This window comes from Arthrobacter sp. NPDC057259, from assembly GCF_042668995.1.
In the GTDB taxonomy this organism is placed as follows: domain Bacteria; phylum Actinomycetota; class Actinomycetes; order Actinomycetales; family Micrococcaceae; genus Arthrobacter.
Genome location: NZ_JBHUYA010000001.1, coordinates 194548 through 211677 on the forward strand (window position 1 = coordinate 194548; position 17130 = coordinate 211677).

General features: G+C 70.6%; 15 protein-coding genes. 10 read left to right on the top strand and 5 right to left on the bottom strand.

Features of this window, described 5'->3' with window-relative positions:
• The first annotated feature begins 17 nt into the window (after window positions 1–17).
• Together ACFUCU_RS00890 and ACFUCU_RS00895 are read left to right on the top strand one after the other, a co-directional pair.
• Complete coding sequence (locus tag ACFUCU_RS00890; RefSeq protein WP_377970067.1) at window positions 18–1868, top strand: dynamin family protein; 1851 nt, start codon at window positions 18–20, stop codon at window positions 1866–1868.
• Complete coding sequence (locus ACFUCU_RS00895; protein WP_377970068.1) at window positions 1865–3481, top strand: GTPase; 1617 nt, start codon at window positions 1865–1867, stop codon at window positions 3479–3481. Before ACFUCU_RS00890 ends, ACFUCU_RS00895 begins: the two co-directional genes overlap by 4 nt.
• On the opposite strand, the gene ACFUCU_RS00900 is transcribed toward ACFUCU_RS00895, so the two are convergent.
• The gene (locus ACFUCU_RS00900) at window positions 3478–4029 is read right to left on the bottom strand and encodes a DUF1697 domain-containing protein (RefSeq protein WP_377970069.1); all 552 of its coding nucleotides are present in this window, start codon (window positions 4027–4029) and stop codon (window positions 3478–3480) included. The two genes, ACFUCU_RS00895 and ACFUCU_RS00900, sit on opposite strands and share 4 nt — an antisense overlap.
• Before the next feature lie 38 nt (window positions 4030–4067).
• Window positions 4068–4787 (bottom strand): IclR family transcriptional regulator, encoded by a 720-nt coding sequence (locus ACFUCU_RS00905; RefSeq protein WP_290257495.1) that lies wholly within the window; start codon window positions 4785–4787, stop codon window positions 4068–4070.
• A gap of 145 nt (window positions 4788–4932) precedes the next feature.
• On the opposite strand from ACFUCU_RS00905, the gene leuC reads away from it, so the two are divergent.
• Window positions 4933–6387, top strand: coding sequence for a 3-isopropylmalate dehydratase large subunit (leuC, locus tag ACFUCU_RS00910; protein WP_377970071.1), 1455 nt, complete (start codon window positions 4933–4935; stop codon window positions 6385–6387).
• 9 nt (window positions 6388–6396) lie between these two features.
• A complete protein-coding gene (leuD, locus tag ACFUCU_RS00915) occupies window positions 6397–6999 on the top strand; it encodes a 3-isopropylmalate dehydratase small subunit (protein ID WP_377970073.1) in 603 nt (200 codons plus the stop codon).
• A gap of 106 nt (window positions 7000–7105) precedes the next feature.
• Here the strand turns inward: leuD and ACFUCU_RS00920 are convergent, their stop codons facing one another.
• Both ACFUCU_RS00920 and ACFUCU_RS00925 read right to left on the bottom strand, forming a co-directional pair.
• Window positions 7106–8515, bottom strand: a complete 1410-nt coding sequence (locus tag ACFUCU_RS00920) for an HNH endonuclease (protein ID WP_377970074.1) — start codon at window positions 8513–8515, stop codon at window positions 7106–7108.
• Between the two features lie 119 nt (window positions 8516–8634).
• Entirely contained in the window at window positions 8635–9555 is a 921-nt protein-coding gene (locus tag ACFUCU_RS00925) for a DMT family transporter (RefSeq protein ID WP_377970075.1), read from the bottom strand.
• Here ACFUCU_RS00925 and ACFUCU_RS00930 point away from each other — a divergent pair.
• From ACFUCU_RS00930 to ACFUCU_RS00950, 5 genes are all read left to right on the top strand, one after another.
• Complete coding sequence (locus ACFUCU_RS00930; protein ID WP_377970076.1) at window positions 9554–10966, top strand: PLP-dependent aminotransferase family protein; 1413 nt, start codon at window positions 9554–9556, stop codon at window positions 10964–10966. The genes ACFUCU_RS00925 and ACFUCU_RS00930 overlap by 2 nt on opposite strands.
• A gap of 135 nt (window positions 10967–11101) precedes the next feature.
• A complete protein-coding gene (gene murA, locus ACFUCU_RS00935; RefSeq protein ID WP_290257501.1) occupies window positions 11102–12427 on the top strand; it encodes a UDP-N-acetylglucosamine 1-carboxyvinyltransferase in 1326 nt (441 codons plus the stop codon).
• Between the two features lie 8 nt (window positions 12428–12435).
• Entirely contained in the window at window positions 12436–13260 is an 825-nt protein-coding gene (locus ACFUCU_RS00940; protein WP_377970078.1) for a lysophospholipid acyltransferase family protein, read from the top strand.
• Window positions 13257–14315, top strand: a complete 1059-nt coding sequence (locus ACFUCU_RS00945; RefSeq protein WP_377970080.1) for an NAD(P)H-dependent glycerol-3-phosphate dehydrogenase — start codon at window positions 13257–13259, stop codon at window positions 14313–14315. The genes ACFUCU_RS00940 and ACFUCU_RS00945 overlap by 4 nt, the downstream gene beginning before the upstream one ends.
• A gap of 62 nt (window positions 14316–14377) precedes the next feature.
• Complete coding sequence (locus ACFUCU_RS00950) at window positions 14378–15496, top strand: D-alanine--D-alanine ligase family protein (protein ID WP_377970780.1); 1119 nt, start codon at window positions 14378–14380, stop codon at window positions 15494–15496.
• A gap of 24 nt (window positions 15497–15520) precedes the next feature.
• Here ACFUCU_RS00950 and ACFUCU_RS00955 read toward each other — a convergent pair whose 3' ends face one another.
• A complete protein-coding gene (locus ACFUCU_RS00955) occupies window positions 15521–16024 on the bottom strand; it encodes a DUF3515 domain-containing protein (protein WP_290257506.1) in 504 nt (167 codons plus the stop codon).
• 71 nt (window positions 16025–16095) lie between these two features.
• Between ACFUCU_RS00955 and ACFUCU_RS00960 the strand changes: the two genes are divergently transcribed.
• Window positions 16096–17127 carry a thiamine-phosphate kinase gene (locus ACFUCU_RS00960; protein ID WP_377970082.1) on the top strand — a complete coding sequence of 344 codons (1032 nt, stop codon included), beginning with the start codon at window positions 16096–16098 and terminating at the stop codon, window positions 17125–17127.
• Window positions 17128–17130: the final 3 nt, after the last annotated feature.

Here is a 17130-nt window from a genome sequence, read left to right on the forward strand (position 1 = left end):
TCTCCGGGGGATTTTTTATGCCCGGAGTGCCGCGGCCCGGCCGTCCCGGACCGCCGACCTGCCATGATGAAGCTGTGAGCGACCACGAGAGCACCATTCCAGCCCGCGCAGGGCAGGCCGCCGCACGGCAGATTAACGCGGTGGAGCTGCTGGAGTCCGCCCGCCGCGACCTGGCCACCGTGGTCCTGCCGCTGGACCTCCCCGGGGTGGAAGACGCCCGCCGCGACGTCCGCAACGCCGCCGCCCAATTGGATGACTACATCCTGCCCCGCTACCGCAGCCTCGACGCGCCCCTGCTCGCCGTCGTCGGCGGATCCACCGGCGCCGGCAAGTCCACATTGGTCAACGCCCTGGTGGGCCACCCCGTCACCCGCGCCGGGGCGATCCGTCCCACCACCCGCCAGCCCATCCTCCTGCACCACCCGGCCGACGCCGCCTGGTTCGAGGACCAACGCGTGCTGCCCACGCTCGGCAGGGTCCGCGGCACCGTCCTCGCCGGCCCGCCCCCGGCGCAGGCCGACTCAATCCCCGCCGTCGGCGGGGAGACTGCCGCGGTGACCTCGCTGGTCCTCGCCGGCGACCCGGCGGTTCCGGCCGGCGTCGCCGTCCTGGATGCCCCCGACGTCGACTCCGTCTCCGATGAGAACCGCCGGATCGCCGGACAGCTGCTCGCCGCGGCGGATCTCTGGATCTTCGTGACGACGGCCAACCGCTACGCCGACGCCGTGCCATGGCGTCTGTTGCTGGACGCCGCCGCCCGCGACATCACCGTCGCCGTGGTGCTGGACCGCGTACCGCCGGCGGCCGAGGACGAAGTGGCCGCCGACCTGCGGACGATGCTCGAGCGCCAGGGCCTGGGCTCGGCGCGGCTGTTCATAGTCCCGGAGGTGCCCCTGGACCTAGAGGGCATGCTGCCGCCGGCTACGGTGGCGCCGCTGCTTGCCTGGCTGCGCGGAATCGCGGCGGACGCCGCCGGCAGGTCCGCAATCGCCCGGCGGACCCTCAACGGCGCCATCAAAGGCCTCGCCGCCAGGTTCACCGCCGCCGCCGACGCCGTGTCGGCGCAGCAGGAAGCGGCCCGGCACCTGGAGCACGACGCCTCGAGCGCCTACGGGGACGCCGCCGGCCGCATCCAGGCCGCCACCCGCGACGGCGCCCTGCTGCGGGGAGAGGTGCTCGCCCGGTGGCAGGACTTCGTCGGCACCGGGGAGTTCTTCCGCGTCATGGAACAGAACATCGGCCGGATGCGGGACCGCGTCGGGGCGTTCTTCCGGGGCGAACCGGCCCCGGCGGTCCGCGTCGAAACAGCCATCGAGACCGGCCTGCAGGCGGTGATCCTCGACGAGGCGGCAAATGCCGCGGAGGAGACGGACCGGCGTTGGCGCTCCGACCCGGCCGGCCGCCGCCTGCTCGGGACCGACGACCTGTCCGGCACCTCGCCGGGCTTCGCGGACGCCGTCGCGGCCGAGATCCGGGCTTGGCAGGGAAGCCTGATGGAGTTGATCCGGACCGAGGGGCAGGGCAAGCGCACCCAGGCGCGCTGGCTGTCCTTTGGAATCAACGGGCTCGGTGCGGCGCTGATGATCGTCGTCTTCTCCATGACTGCCGGTCTCACGGGCTTGGAGATCGGCGTCGCCGGCGGAACGGCCGTGATCGGCCAGCGCGTCCTGGAGGCGGTCTTTGGCGAGGATGCCGTGCGCCGGCTGGCCAGGACCGCCCGCACCGAACTGCAGGAACGCTGCCGGCGCCTCCTCGACGACGAGCGGCAGCGGTTCCTGGACCGCCTCGAGGCCGCGGCGCCGGACGTCGTCCCGGCCAAAGATCTGCGGGCGCGGGCCGCCGCCCTGACCGCTCTGGCGGCCGGATGAACCGCCACGCCTCGGCCCGGGAGGCATCCCGGCTGGACCGACGGCTGGAAGCACTCGATGACGCCCGGCAATTGGCGGCCGGGGTGCTGCCGGACGAGACCTTGGACGAGGTCCTGCAGGTCTTGGAGCGTGCCAGCTCGCGGCGTTCCCTCTCCGCCGAACACACCGTGGTGGGCTTCTTCGGGGCCACCGGCAGCGGAAAATCGTCGCTGTTCAATGCGGTGGCCGGCGCGGCCATCGCGACGGCGGCGGCCCGCCGCCCCACGACGTCGGAGCCGCTCGCCGGGATCTGGGGCGCGGAAGGCAGTGGGCAGCTCTTAGACTGGCTGGACGTGCGCCACCGGCATATCGCCGCGGCCGTGCCCGGCTTCGCGGACGACTCCACCGGGCTGATCCTGCTGGACCTGCCCGACATTGACTCCACCCGCGCCGAAAACCGGGCCATCGCGGAGCGCCTGACGGGCCTGGTGGACGTCCTGGTCTGGGTACTCGACCCGCAGAAGTACGCCGATGCGGCGGTGCATAACGACTTCCTCGCCCCGCTCGCCACCCATGCCGCCGTGACTTTGGTGGTCCTCAACCAGGTGGACCGGCTGCCGGAACACGACGTGCGGCCGGTCCTGGAATCCCTCCAGTCCCTGCTCCACCGCGACGGACTGGGTTCAATGCAGGTCCTCGGAGCCTCGGCCCTCGTGGGGACCGGGGTGGACAAGGTCCGCGCCGCGATCCGTCAGGTGGCCATGCAGCGGCGCGCGCTGTCCCAGCGGCTGGCTGCCGACGTCGACCACGCGGCCAACCGTTTGGCCGAGGCATCCGGGACGGGTGAGGCCGCCGGGGTTCGTCCCGGCAGCCGGGAACGCCTGTCCCGGGAACTGGCGACGGCCGCCAACGTGCCGCTGGTGGTGGACGCCGTGGCCGCCTCCTACCGGCTGGAGGCGACGCGCCGGACCGGCTGGCCGGTGACCCGCTGGCTCGCCCGGCTCCGGCCTGACCCCCTGCGTAGGCTGAACCTGCGCCGGACCGGGGAGCCGCCACAGCTGAACCGGACCTCGCTGCCGCCTGCCGGTGCACCGGAGCGTGCGCGGACGGACGCCGCGGTCCGGGACTTCGCCGACGCCGCCTCCGACGGCGCGCCCGGCCCGTGGCGGGCGGCGATCCGCGCCGCCGCCCGGGAGGGCCGGGAACAGCTGCCCGACGCGCTCGACCAGGCGATCGCCGGGACCGAACTGTCCGCGGGGCGGGGCTCCTGGTGGTGGCGGGTCTTCAACGTCCTGCATTGGCTGGGCCTGGCCGCGGCGGTGGCCGGTCTGGGGTGGCTGGGGGTGCTGGCGGGGCTGGGCTACTTCCAGCTGCCGGTTCCGGAGGTTCCCCGCGTCGAGGGCTGGCCGGTGCCCACGGTGCTGGTGGCCGGGGGAGTGCTGCTGGGTGTGGTGTTGGCGCTGGCGGCGCGGACCCTGGCAGGAATCGCCGCCAGGGCGCGGGCCCGGGCCGCGCGGCGCCGGCTGGAAGCCGCGGTCGACGCCGTCGCCCGTGACCTCGTGGTGGCGCCCGTCGAGCTCGAAGCCGGGCGGCTCGCCGCGTTCAACGGCGCACTAAAGGTGGCGGCGGGCTAGACGCGCCCTCCCTGCAGCTGCGCGGCGGCGTCGCGGACCTTGATCAGGGTGCGCAGGTTGCGCGTGGTGGTGGAGGACTTGTACTTCGGTTTCGAGGAGAGCTTGCTGAACGGGCTGTCCAGGGTGCCGCCGGCCGGGGCAAGCCACGCCACCGCCTCGGGGCCCAGCAGGGTCAGCTCCACGCCGTCCAGTGCGGTTCCGGCGTCGTACAGTTCGGCGAGGACGCCGGCGTCGGAGGACAGCGTGACGTAGCTGTGCGTGCCGGCGTCGTCCGGCGGATACGGGTATGCGGCCACCAGCTCCGCCAGGCGTTCGGCGGGCAGTACCACCACCCAGGCGTCGTAGCCGAAAGCTTCGCGCAGGCACTCCTCGAACTCGGCCTTCACCCCGGCCGCGGGCAGGTCGCTGGTCAGGACCACGTTCCCGCTGGCCAGCAGTGTCTTCACGGAGCCGAAGGGCCGCTGCTTCAGGGCATCCTTCAGTTCGGCCATTTTGATGGTGATGCCGCCGACGTTGACCCCGCGCAGGAAGACCGCATAGCTGTTCATCCGCACAGCCTAGCGCCGGCCGCCGAGGCCGGGGCGGATTAGTCGTTGGTTTTGCGTAGCGCCTCGGTCAGCGTGCGGGCGGCGTTGCAGACCACCTCGGCATGCAGGCGGCCCGGCTGGCGGGTCAGGCGCTCGATGGGTCCGGAGATCGAGACCGCGGCGATGACGCGTCCGGATGGACCGCGGACGGGGGCCGAGACGGAGGCGACTCCGGGCTCACGTTCGCCGAGGCTCTGTGCCCAGCCCCGGCGTCGTACTCCGGCCAGGACGGTGGGCGTAAAGCGTGCGGCCTGCAGGCCCTCGAGCAGGCGGTCGTGGTCCTCCCAGGCCAGGAGCACCTGGGCGGCCGAGCCAGCCTTCATGGACAGCTGGGTCCCGACCGGGATGGTGTCGCGCAGGCCGATGGGACGTTCGGCGGAGGCGACGCAGACGCGCCAGTCGCCCTGGCGGCGGAAGATCTGGGCGCTCTCGCCCGTAGCGTCGCGCAACTGCATCAGGACCGGGCCGGCGGAGGCGATCAGCCGGTCCTCGCCGGCGGCGGAGGCCAGTTCCACCAGGCGGCTGCCGAGGACGAAGCGGCCCTGGATGTCGCGGCTGACAAGCCGGTGGTGGACGAGGGCAAGCGCCAACCGGTGCACCGTGGGGCGGGCCAGTCCGGTGGCCGCGACAAGCTGGGCCAGGGTGGTGGGCCCGGCCTCGAGGGCGTCGAGTACGTGTGCCGCTTTATCGATGACGCCAACGCCACTAGAGTTGTCCATGTAATGATATTGCCGTCTCAATATCTGAGATGCAAATCATTGCGCTGGCTTATTCGGTCAGCGGGCTGATTCAGTGGATACATCAACGCCGCCGGGCGGATCCCGGCGGCACTGGCAGCAGCGAACGCAGTGGAGGGAGCAGGCCGTGGGAAAGACATTGGCCGAGAAAGTCTGGGACGCGCACGTGGTGCGCAAGGGGGATGGCGAAGGCGCCAACGCCCAGCCTGACCTCCTCTTCATCGACCTTCACCTCGTGCACGAGGTGACCTCCCCGCAGGCGTTCGAGGGGCTGCGGCTGGCCGGCCGCCAACTCCGCCGGCCAGACCTGACGATCGCCACCGAGGATCACAACACCCCAACGCTCGCGATCGACAAGCCTATCGCCGACCTAACCAGCCGCACGCAGATCGAGACCCTGCGGAACAACTGCAAGGAATTCGGGGTGCGCCTGCACTCCCTGGGCGACGCCGAACAGGGAATCGTCCACGTGGTGGGCCCGCAGCTTGGACTGACCCAGCCGGGCATGACGGTGGTCTGCGGCGATTCACACACCTCCACCCACGGCGCCTTCGGTGCGCTCGCGATGGGCATCGGCACCTCCGAGGTGGAGCACGTCATGGCCACCCAGACGCTCTCGCTCAAGCCGTTCAAGACCATGGCCATCAACGTCGAGGGCACGTTGCGCCCTGGCGTGACGGCCAAGGACATCATCCTGGCGGTCATCGCGAAGATCGGCACCGGCGGCGGCCAGGGCTACGTGCTGGAGTACCGCGGCTCGGCGATCCGTGCGCTGTCCATGGAAGCCCGGATGACGATCTGCAACATGTCGATCGAGGCCGGGGCCCGCGCCGGCATGGTGGCCCCGGACCAGACGACGTACGACTACATGCAGGGCCGTCCGCACGCCCCCGAGGGCGCGGACTGGGACGCAGCGATTGAGTACTGGAACACGCTGCGGACGGACGACGACGCCGTCTTCGACGCCCAGGTGGACCTCGACGCCGACACACTGGAGCCCTTCGTGACGTGGGGGACCAACCCCGGCCAGGGAGTTTCCCTGTCGGAGAAGGTGCCCTCGCCCGCGGACTTCGGCGACGAGAACGCCAAGGCCGCCGCGGAACGCGCCCTACAGTACATGGGACTCGAGGCCGGCACGCCGATGAAAGACATCCGGGTGGACACCGTCTTCCTGGGCTCTTGCACCAACTCCCGGATGGAGGACCTGCGGGCCGCGGCGGACATCATCCGCGGGCGCACCAAGGACCCGAACATCCGCATGCTGGTGGTCCCCGGTTCCGCCCGCGTCCGGCTGGAAGCCGAGGCGGAGGGGCTGGACAAGGTCTTCAAGGATTTCGGCGCCGAGTGGCGGTTCGCCGGCTGCTCGATGTGCCTGGGCATGAACCCGGACCAACTGGAAGTGGGGGAGCGCTGCGCGTCCACCTCGAACCGCAACTTCGAGGGACGGCAGGGCAAGGGCGGCCGCACCCACCTCGTCTCGCCCGTTGTGGCGGCGGCGACGGCGGTGCGCGGCACCCTGAGTTCTCCGTCGGACCTTGACCCCGAGCCCGTGTCCGCCGGACACCGCTCCAGCGCAGCCTAAGGAGAGACGATGGAAAAGTTCACCACCCACACCGGCATCGGCGTCCCGCTGCGGCAGAGCAACGTCGACACGGACCAGATCATCCCCGCCGTCTATCTCAAGCGGATCACGCGGACCGGCTTCGAGGACGCCCTGTTCTCCGCCTGGCGCAAGGAACCGTCCTTCATCCTTAACCAGGAACCGTTCTCCGCGGGATCGGTGCTGGTGGCCGGGCCGGACTTCGGGACAGGGTCTTCGCGTGAGCACGCCGTGTGGGCGCTCAAGGACTACGGCTTCAAGGCAGTGCTGTCCTCCCGGTTCGCCGACATCTTCCGCGGCAACTCGGGCAAGCAGGGGCTGCTGGCCGCCGAGCTGTCGCAGGACGACATCGAATTGATCTGGAAGGTGCTGGAGAACGCTCCGGGCACCGAGGTCCGGGTGGACCTGGTGTCCAAGACGGTCGAGTGCGGCAATGTCGTTGCTCCGTTCGAGATCGACGACTACACCCGCTGGCGCCTCTTGGAAGGTCTGGACGACATCGGGCTGACCCTTCAGCACGAGGAAGACATCACCGCCTACGAGGCCACGCGGCCGGCATTCAAGCCCACGACGCTGCCCGCCAAGCTGGGCTGATTCTGTCGCAGGCAGAATGCTGCCGCTTCCACCGCCGCCGGGCTCTTGCCCGGCGGCGGTGTGGTTTAAGGGGGCGGCGTGGTTCAAAGGGCTCGCTGGTGACCTGCTAGGACGGCAACCGGGCGCGGCTCCTGGGACGGCGTCCCTTGCGGCGGTGGGCTTGAGCTTCTGAGCCACAGAGAAGGAGTTCGCCTAGGAGAACCTCCGCATGCGATCTCCGTGGCCCGTCGCTGCGGGTTTCCGGCATCGGCGGTGCGACAGAGAGATAGACGTGGCCGCTGGGCGTCGTCACTTCGAGAGCGTGACGTCCGTCGGGCGGTCTGGCGCCGGGTTCTGCCCTGTGGCCGGGCTCTGGTCTACCGACGGGCTGGGCGGTCCAGCCGGGGGTTTCCTTGGTGTGGTTGCAGGCTTCGCAGAGTCCGGCGCCGTTGGCCGCTATGGTTTCTCCGCCGCGGTGCCAGGGAACGATGTGGTCCAAGTGCCGGATGGGTGCGCCGCAATACGGCGTGCGGCAGGTGTTGTCGCGGGTTTCGATGAACCGACGCAGGCCCGTGGGGAAGAGCCGGGCCCGGGAGTCCATGCCGGTCAGTTCACCGGTGCCGGGGGCGGTGTAGAGCCGGCGGATCCAGGTTGTGAGCTCTGGGCTGTCGCCTTTGCCGACCACGAGTTTCCTGGCCCATCCGGCCGGGACGATGCCGTAGCCGGCGAGCCTGGCGGGTTCACTGTCCCCGGCGAGGAGGGTGCGGTCGGTCATGACGAGTTGGACTTCGATGCCGGTGATCCCGCCGGGTGTGCCGGTGATGCGTTCGACCAGGGCATCGGCCATGAGTTGGCTGCGGGTGCTGGTGTCTCCGGTGGTGCGGGCGGTGTCGGCGTGCCGGGTCAGGGCGGCGTAGGCGGCGACTCCGGCGGCGACGGGGAGCAGGGCGGTGAGGTAGCACATGGTGTCCGGGGCAGGGCGGAGACTGACAGTGCGTTCGGTTTCGGCGTGGGCTGCGCGTTGGGTGACGGATCTCGGGTCGTGCCGGTAAGCGGCGGCTTTGGCGGCGGAGATGATGGCACGGTCGCCGGCGCCGTCGAAGGCGCCGGTGTCGGCGGCGAGTTCCTCATCCACCGCGGCACGGTCGGCGGCGTCCAGGCAGGCGGTCTCACGGACCAGCAGGGTGGCGCACCATTCGTTCAGCCGCCCGGTCTCGAGGGCGGCGAGGGTGTGCGGCATCTCGGTCACCAACGCCCGGGCCAAACCCAGCAGGCGGGAGCCTTTGACCGGGGATTCCCGCCGCGCCAACGCGACCTCCGCCGCCACACCGGCGCCGAGCTGGTCCGCGGGCAAGCCAAGAGCGGCCTGTTCCCGCCGCCGGACCAGATCCAGCGCCACGGCCAACCGTGCCTGCCGGGCCGCGATCGCCGACTTCCGGTCCTCCAAAGCGCGGATCTCATCAACGATCGCCGCCGCGTCCCCCACCACCGGGACCGCGCCTACTGAATCCTCGAAAAGCTTCCGACTGCCTTCCATGAACCCATTCAACAGCGAGGGTCTGACATCAAAGGATTGGGCGTTGGGTGCATTCGGATGGGGGCGGGATCACAGAAGCTCGTCCCGCGGCATCCCGGGAACACACCCGAACAGGTCAATTACGAGCCCACCCTCGCCCGTACGGCAAGCGCCGCGCAGAGGATGACGGCCATTCCGCCTGCGACGGTCAGCCAACCCACCGGTTCGCCCAGGAGCAGCGCGGCCCAGCCGATGCTCAGCACCGGCTGGACCAGCTGGATCTGGCTGACCTTGGCCATCGGGCCCAGCGCCAGTCCCCGGTACCAGGCGAAGAAGCCGAGGAACATGCTGACCACGGCCAGATACCCGAACGCCGCCCACTGGCCGGGATCGGCGTCTATCGGCTGCGCGACAACAGACACAACAGTGAGGCCTGCCATGACCGGGAAAGCAGCAACCAGCGCCCAGGACACCGTCTGCCACGAGCCCAGTTCACGGGCCAGCAGTCCGCCCTCCGCATAACCGACGGCGGCCGATGCCACGGCGCCCAGCAGCAGCAGATCTGCCCACTGCGGCCCCTCGATCCCGCCGGACTGCAGCAGGCCGAACGCGGCGGCCGCCAGGGCCCCGGCCGCGGTGGCCGCCCAGAATCGGGTCCCCTGCCGGGCACGGGTGCGGATCACGACGACGGCGGCCGTCGCGGCCGGCAGCAGTGCGATCACCACCGCGCCGTGGCTGGCGGCTGCGGTGTGGAGGGCAAAGGACGTCAGGAGCGGGAAGCCGAGAACGATTCCCCCGGCAACGACGGCGAGGCGGAGCCACTGCCGCCGCGAGGGGAGCCGCTGGCCTGTGGCCGCCAGGACCAGCATGGCGAGGACCGCGGCCACCACCGCGCGGCCGGCCCCGATGAACAGCGGGGACATCCCGCCCACGGCCAGCCGGGTCATCGGTACGGTCAGCGAAAATGCCGCCACGCCCAGGAGCCCCCATCCGTATCCCGTGGACGGCCCGGCCGATAGCGGAGCGGGAATAATGGCAGTAGCGCTACTATTGATCTTCATGTCTGACAATAGCAGTTCACGGATCGCCGATGGCCTCCGGGCCTGGGTGTCGGCCGCCGCGCCTGGGGCCCGGCTGCCGTCCACGCGGGCGCTCGTGGCCGAATACCAGGCCAGTCCCGTCACGGTGCAGTCTGCGCTCCGGTCCCTGGCCGCACAGGGGCTGATCGAGAGCCGACCCGGCGTGGGTACCTTCGTCCGTCCCCGCGCCCAGGTCCGACCCTCCGACTACGGATGGCAGTCAGCGGCCCTGGGTCCCGCGCCAGGCGCGCTTCGGCCCAATCCCGCCGCCATGCGCGACGTGCCAAACGATGTCACCGCCTTCAACGCCGGCTATCCGGACCGGGAGCTGCTGCCCGGCCGGTTGGTCCGCGCGGCCCTGGCCCGCGCCGCCCGGAGCGATGCGGCCGTCGCCCGCCCGCCTGTGGCCGGGTTGCCGGAGCTCCAGGCCTGGTTCGCGCAGGAGCTCGGCGCATCGTCGCTGCCGGACGTGCCGCCGCCCGTCGCGGCCGACGTCGTGATCCTCCCGGGATCCCAGAGCGGACTCAGCTCCCTCTTCCGCGCCCTGGTGGGCGCCGGCCAGCCGCTGCTCATGGAGTCGCCCACCTACTGGGGCGCCATCCTGGCCGCCGCCAGCGCCGGCGTACGGGTCATCCCGGTGCCGAGCGGGCCGGACGGGCCCGATGTCGAGGAGCTCGCCCGCGCCTTCGAGGAAACCGGCGCCCGCGCCTTTTACGCCCAACCGAGCTTCGCCAACCCCACCGGCGCGCACTGGACACGGAACCTCGGCGACCAGGTGCTGGATGTGGTGCGACGCCACGGGGCCTTTCTGATCGAGGACGACTGGGCCCACGACTTCGGCATCACCGCGGACCCTGCGCCGCTCGCCGCCCGTGACGGATCCGGCCACGTGGTCTACCTCCGGTCCCTGACCAAAAGCCTCTCCCCGGCAGTCCGGGTGGCCGCCGTCGTCGCCCGCGGTCCCGCCCGGGAGCGGATCCTCGCGGACCGGTTGGCGGAGTCCATGTACGTCAGCGGCCTGCTTCAGGCCGCCGCCGTCGACGTCGTCACCCAGCCGGGGTGGCAGACGCACCTGCGCGCCCTCAAAAGCCAGCTGAAATCACGCCGCGACCTGCTGCTGGACAGCCTCCGCGAGCACGCGCCGGCGGCGCACGTGGCCTCCGTCCCGGCCGGGGGACTGAACCTCTGGGCCCGGCTCCCGGACGGAACCGCAATGGACCGCCTGGTCCGGGACTGCGAGGCCGGCGGCGTGGTGATCGCCGACGGCGCCGGCTGGTTCCCTGCGGAGGCCTCGGGCCCGTTCCTGCGGCTCAACTATGCCGGCCCGAACCCGGCGGCGTTCCCCCGGGCCGCCCGGGTGCTGGGGGAGGCGCTGGAGCGCAACGGCCGATAGTCAGCCAACTGCCCATCGGGCCGGGACGCGGCGCCGCCGAAACGTGCCGTATTTCAGATCGGTAACGCGACCTCCTACACTTAGCGGGAGCCTTTGTAAGGATTTGGGGGCGAGTAGTCGTGAGGAAACTGGTAAATGAGTAGTGTTCTGACAATCCGCGGAGGCGTCCCGCTGACCGGCCGCGTCACCGTCCGTGGGGCCAAGAATCTTGTCCCCAAGGCGATGGTGGCCGCCCTGCTCGGCAACGAGCCGTCCGTGCTGCGCAACGTCCCGGAGATCAAGGACGTTGAGGTTGTCACTAGCCTGCTCCAGCTGCACGGCGTCACCGTGGACAAGGACCCGGTCACCGGGGACCTGACCCTGGATCCGACCAACGCCAAGACTGCCTCCCACACCGCCATCGACGCCCACGCCGGTGACTCGCGCATCCCGATCCTGCTCTGCGGGCCGCTGATCCACGCGATCGGCGAGGCCTTCATCCCGGACCTGGGCGGCTGCAAGATCGGCGACCGCCCGATCGACTACCACCTGAACGTGCTCCGCCAGTTCGGCGCCGTCGTCGAGAAGCGCCCGGGCGGCATCCACATATCCGCCCCTAACGGCCTCAAGGGTGCCAAGATCGCCCTGCCCTACCCGTCCGTCGGCGCCACCGAGCAGGTCCTGCTCAGCGCCACCCGGGCCGAGGGCATCACCGAACTCTCCGGCGCGGCCACCGAGCCGGAAATCGTTGACCTGATCGCCGTGCTGCAGAAGATGGGCGCCATCATCAGCGTCCAAACGGACCGCACGATCCGGATCGAGGGTGTGCAGGACCTCGGTGGTTATAACCACCGGGCCCTCTCCGACCGCAACGAATCCGCCTCCTGGGCCTCCGCCGCCCTCGTCACCCGCGGCGACATCTTCGTCGAGGGGGCCACCCAGCGGGACATGATGACCTTCCTCAACACCTACCGCAAGGTGGGCGGCGGCATGGACATTGGCGACGACGGCATCCGTTTCTACCACCCGGGCGGCAAGCTCAGCCCGCTGGTCCTCGAGACCGACGTCCACCCCGGCTTCATGACCGACTGGCAGCAGCCGCTGATCGTCGCGCTCACCCAGGCCGAGGGCGTCTCGATCGTGCACGAAACCGTCTACGAGAACCGCTTCGGCTTCACCGAGGCACTCGTGCGCATGGGCGCCAACATCCAGGTGCACCGCGAATGCCTGGGCAGCGTCCCGTGCCGCTTCGGCCAGCGCAACTTCCTGCACTCCGCCGTCATCTCCGGCCCCACGCAGCTCAAGGGCACCGACATCGACGTTCCCGACCTGCGCGGCGGCTTCAGCCACCTGATCGCGGCACTGGCCGCCACCGGCACCTCCCGCGTCACCGGCATCGACATCATCAACCGCGGCTACGAGCGCTTCACCGAAAAGCTCGCCGGCCTGGGCGCCGATTTCGATATCACCTCGGCCGGGTAGCGGACCCGATGAAAGAAACGGCCAAGAGCCAGACCACCTTCGTGATCGTCGCCGGAATCGTCCGGCCCATCATGAACCTGCTGATGCGGAAGAAGTGGGAGGGCCTGGAGAAGCTGCCCGCCGGCGGTTTCATCGCGGCGCCCAACCACTGCACCGAGATCGATCCGCTGGTGATCGGGCACATGCTCTACAACCAGAAGCGCATGCCGCACTTCCTCGCCAAGGGCAGCCTGTTCAAGGTTCCGGTGGTGGGCGCGGTGCTCCGCAACACCAAGCAGATCCCGGTGGAACGGTCGACGGCGGGCGCCAACCAGTCCCTGCAGGTGGCCCGGGAAGTGGTCAACGAGGGCGGCGCCATCATCATCTACCCCGAGGGCACGCTCACCCGTGACCCGGAGCTTTGGCCGATGAAGGGGCACACCGGGGCCGCCCGGATGGCCCTCGAGTCCGGCATCCCCGTGGTGCCCATGGCCCACTGGGGCGCCCACGAGGTGTTTCCCCGCTACGCCAAGCGGTTCCACGTCTTCCCGCGCAAGACCTCCCGCGTCCTGGTCGGCGATCCCGTGGACCTCAGGGCGTTCGAGGGCCGGCCGCTGGACCGCGCCACGCTGACCGAGGCCACCGACGTCATCATGGACGCCATCACCGAACTGCTGGCCACCCTGCGCGGCGGCCAGCCGCCGCTGGTCCGCTGGGACCCGTCGGCGCACAACCAAAGCACCCACGGCCGGTTCGTCGAACGCGGCGGAACCGGCCCCTCGACTACCGGCCCCTCCACCACGGCTACCGACGGCGGCGCCCCTGGAACTGCTAACGACGGCGGCACCACGTGACGGCGGAGCACGCGCGCAGCTGGGAGGGTTCGGCCCGGCGGGTCGCCGTCCTCGGCGCCGGCTCCTGGGGGACCACCTTCGCCAAGGTCGTCGCCGACGCGGCCACGGCCTCCGGCGTGGACCGCACCATCCGGATCTGGGGCCGCCGGGCCGACGTCGTCAACCAGATCAACGCCGAACACCGCAACGAGCAGTACCTCAAGGGCATCCTGCTGCCGGGGAGCATCACCGCCTCCACCGATGTCGCCGAGGTCCTGGACGGCGCCGACTTGGTGATCCTCGCCGTTCCGGCGCAGACCCTGCGGCCCCAGCTTCGCGACTGGAAGAACCTGATCGCGCCCGATGCGCTCGTGGTATCCCTGATGAAGGGACTGGAACTGCACACCGATTCCCGGATGAGTGAGGTCATCCGCGAGGAACTCGACCTGCCGGCCGGCCGCGTCGCCGTCGTCTCCGGACCCAACCTGGCGATGGAAATCGCCCGGGAGGAACCCACCGCGTCCGTCGTCGCCTGCACCGAATCCGCCCCGGCCGGGTGGATGGCCCGCAGCTGCACCGCACCCTACTTCCGGCCCTACACCACCTTAGACGTGGTCGGCGTCGAAATCGGCGGCATCGTCAAGAACATCATCGCCCTGGCCGTCGGCATCTGCGAGGGCAAGCAGATGGGCGACAACACCAAGGCCTCCGTCATTACCCGCGGCCTCGCCGAAACCTCCCGCCTGACCCTGGCCCTGGGCGGTGAGGCCCGCACCATGGCCGGGCTCGCCGGGCTGGGCGACCTGGTGGCCACCTGCTCCTCGGCACTGTCCCGCAACCACACCGCCGGCAGGCTGCTCGGCACCGGACTCACCCTGGACCAGGTCACCGCCGAGATGACCCAGACCGCCGAGGGCATCAAGTCCGCCCAGGCCGTCCACGAGCTTGCCGGAAAACTGGGCGTCGAGATGCCCATCACCGCCGCCGTCGTCGCCGTGCTGGCCGGAAAACTCCACGTAGACCAACTGGGAAAGCTGCTGCTGTCCCGGGACCTGAAACCCGAAGGCGATTACTGACAGTGCCGGAAAACACCCCGACCCCTGAAGCCCCGACCTCAGCTGCCCAGACCTCGGACGCCCTGAGCGGCTCCGCGCGGCCCCGCGTGGCCGTGCTCTTCGGCGGCCGCTCCAGCGAACACGCCGTCAGCTGCGTCACCGCCGCCGGCGTCCTGGGCGCGATCGACAAGGCCAAGTACGAGGTCATCCCGATCGGCATCGCCAAGACGGGCCAGTGGGTCCTGGCCTCCGGGGACACCAGGGACTGGTCCCTCTCCGCGTCCTCCCTCCCGGAGGTGGCGCCGTCGGAGCGGACCGTGACTCTTGCAGAGATCGGCGGCGAGCACCAGCTGATCGTGGCCGCACCGAACCAGGTTCCGCAGGAACTCGGCTCCGTGGACGTGGTCTTCCCGCTGCTGCACGGCCCGTTCGGCGAGGACGGCACCATCCAGGGGCTGCTGGAGCTCTCGGACACCCGCTACGTGGGCGCCGGGGTTCTGGCCTCCGCCGTCGGCATGGACAAGCACTACATGAAGGTGGTCTTCGAGTCCGCCGGCCTGCGCGTGGGGCCCTACATCACGGTCACGGACCGCCAGTGGCTGACCGACCCGGAGAGCGTCCGCAAGCGCGTCGACGCCCTCGGCTTCCCGGTCTTCGTCAAGCCCGCCCGCGCGGGCTCGTCGATGGGAATCTCCAAGGTCGACTCCCTGGACGGCCTGGACGCCGCGATCGAAACCGCCCGCGGGCACGACCCCAAGCTGGTGATCGAGGCCGGGATCGTGGGCCGCGAGATCGAGTGCGCCGTGCTCGAAGGCCGGGGAACGGACGCCCCGCGCACCTCCATGCCGGGCGAGATCTCGGTGGCCGGCGGCGGCCACGACTTCTACGACTTCAACGCCAAGTACGTCGAGGACGACGCCGCCTCGCTGAGCTGCCCGGCGGACCTTCCGGAAGAGGACATCGCCCGGGTCCGCGAGCTCGCCGCCGTGGCGTTCGACGCCGTCGGCGCCGAGGGCCTGAGCCGAGTGGATTTCTTCTACACCCCCGAGGGCGAACTGATCATCAACGAGATCAACACCATGCCCGGCTTCACGCCCAAGAGCATGTACCCGCAGATGTGGAAGGCCTCCGGGCTGGACTACGCGGAGCTGATCGACGAGCTCATCTACTTGGCCCTGCACCGCAAAACCGGCCTGCGCTAGCAGCCCCGTAAAGCCTACCCGCCGCTACTTGCCGGTGGGCAGGTTCTGCAGGTCCTGCTGGCCGACGCAGTTGCGGGTGGACCTCACCTTGCCGGCGGCGTTCGCCAGCTCCGCGAGGACCGTGGCGGAGCTGATCTTGTTGGGGTCCATCAGGATTTCCGTCGCGGGTTCGCGGCCGAACGTGGTCAAAGTCCACACCGGATCGCCCTCCTTGATGACCCAGTCCACGCCGTTGACGGTCACGCAGCGGTCCGTGGTGGGGCCGGGGACGTTCACGCCGCAGCGCAGCACCAGCAGGGACGGATCCCCCCACGCGGCGGTGCCCTGGCTGTTGGTCTTGCGGAGCTTTGCGTCGCCGATCGAATCCGGCAACGCCACCATCATGGGCGCGCACGCCGGGTTGGCCGCATCCTTGGCGGGGGCGACGTCGACGGCGGGGGAGCAGGCGCTCAAAGCCAGCCCGGCAGCGGCGACGGTGGCCAGGAAGCGGAGGGGGCGACGGGATCCGGACTGGCGGTGCTGCTGCATCCATCCAGCCTATCCCGGCCGGAGCGGGCGCCCGGACCGTCACTGTCGGACCCGGACGGTAGCGTAGGAACGTGCCTGACATCGTGAACACCACCCCGCTGACCGTGGCCGACCTCTCCGAGTCCCAGCTGCTGCAGCGGATCTTTCCGCGCCTGAACGCCGGCGACGCCAACGTCCTGCTGCTGGGCCCCGGGGACGACGCCGCGATCGTCGCCGCCCCGGACGGCCGCACCGTGATCAGCATCGACACCCAGGTGGCGGACCAGGACTTCCGGCTGCAATGGAACAACGGCTACCGGACCACCGGCTACGACGTCGGCTGGAAGGCCGCCGCCCAGAACCTCAGCGACATCAACGCCATGGGCGCCCGGGCCACCTCCCTGGTGGTCAGCCTGACCGTGCCCCCGGAAACCACCGTGGGCTGGGTGGAGGACTTCGCGGACGGCATCAGCGCCGGCATCAGCGGACTCGGCGCCGGCGGCTGCGCGGTCGCCGGCGGTGACCTCGGCCGCGGCCGCGAACTCTCCGTCTCCGTCGCCATCCTCGGCAGCCTCGACGGTCGCGCCCCCGTGCTGCGCTCCGGCGCCCGGCCCGGGGACACGCTCGCCCTCGCCGGCACCGTCGGGCACGCCGCCGCCGGCCTCGCCCTGCTCGAATCGGAGGTCCCGGTGGATCGCCTGACCCGGGAACAGCGCGCCCTGCTGGACACCCAGTGCCGGCCGCGGCCCCCGCTCGCCGCCGGGCCCTCCGCCCGCGACGCCGGGGCCACCGCGCTGATGGATATTTCCGACGGCCTGGTCCGCGACGGCGGCAGGCTGGCAGACGCCAGCGGCGCCGTCCTCGACCTGGACCCCGCCGCGCTGAAACAACTGGCCGCCCCGCTGCAGGACGCCGCCGCCCTCCTGGGGACGGACCCGCTGGACTGGGTCCTGGGCGGCGGGGAGGACCACGGGCTGCTGGCGGCCTTTCCCGCCGACGTTCAGCTGCCTCCCGGTTTCACTGCGATAGGCTCGGTAAAGGCCCGGGCAACGAATGACGGCCCGGCCGTGACCATAGCGGGCAAGCCCGCTGACACTGTGGGATGGGATCACTTTGCAGACTAAGAT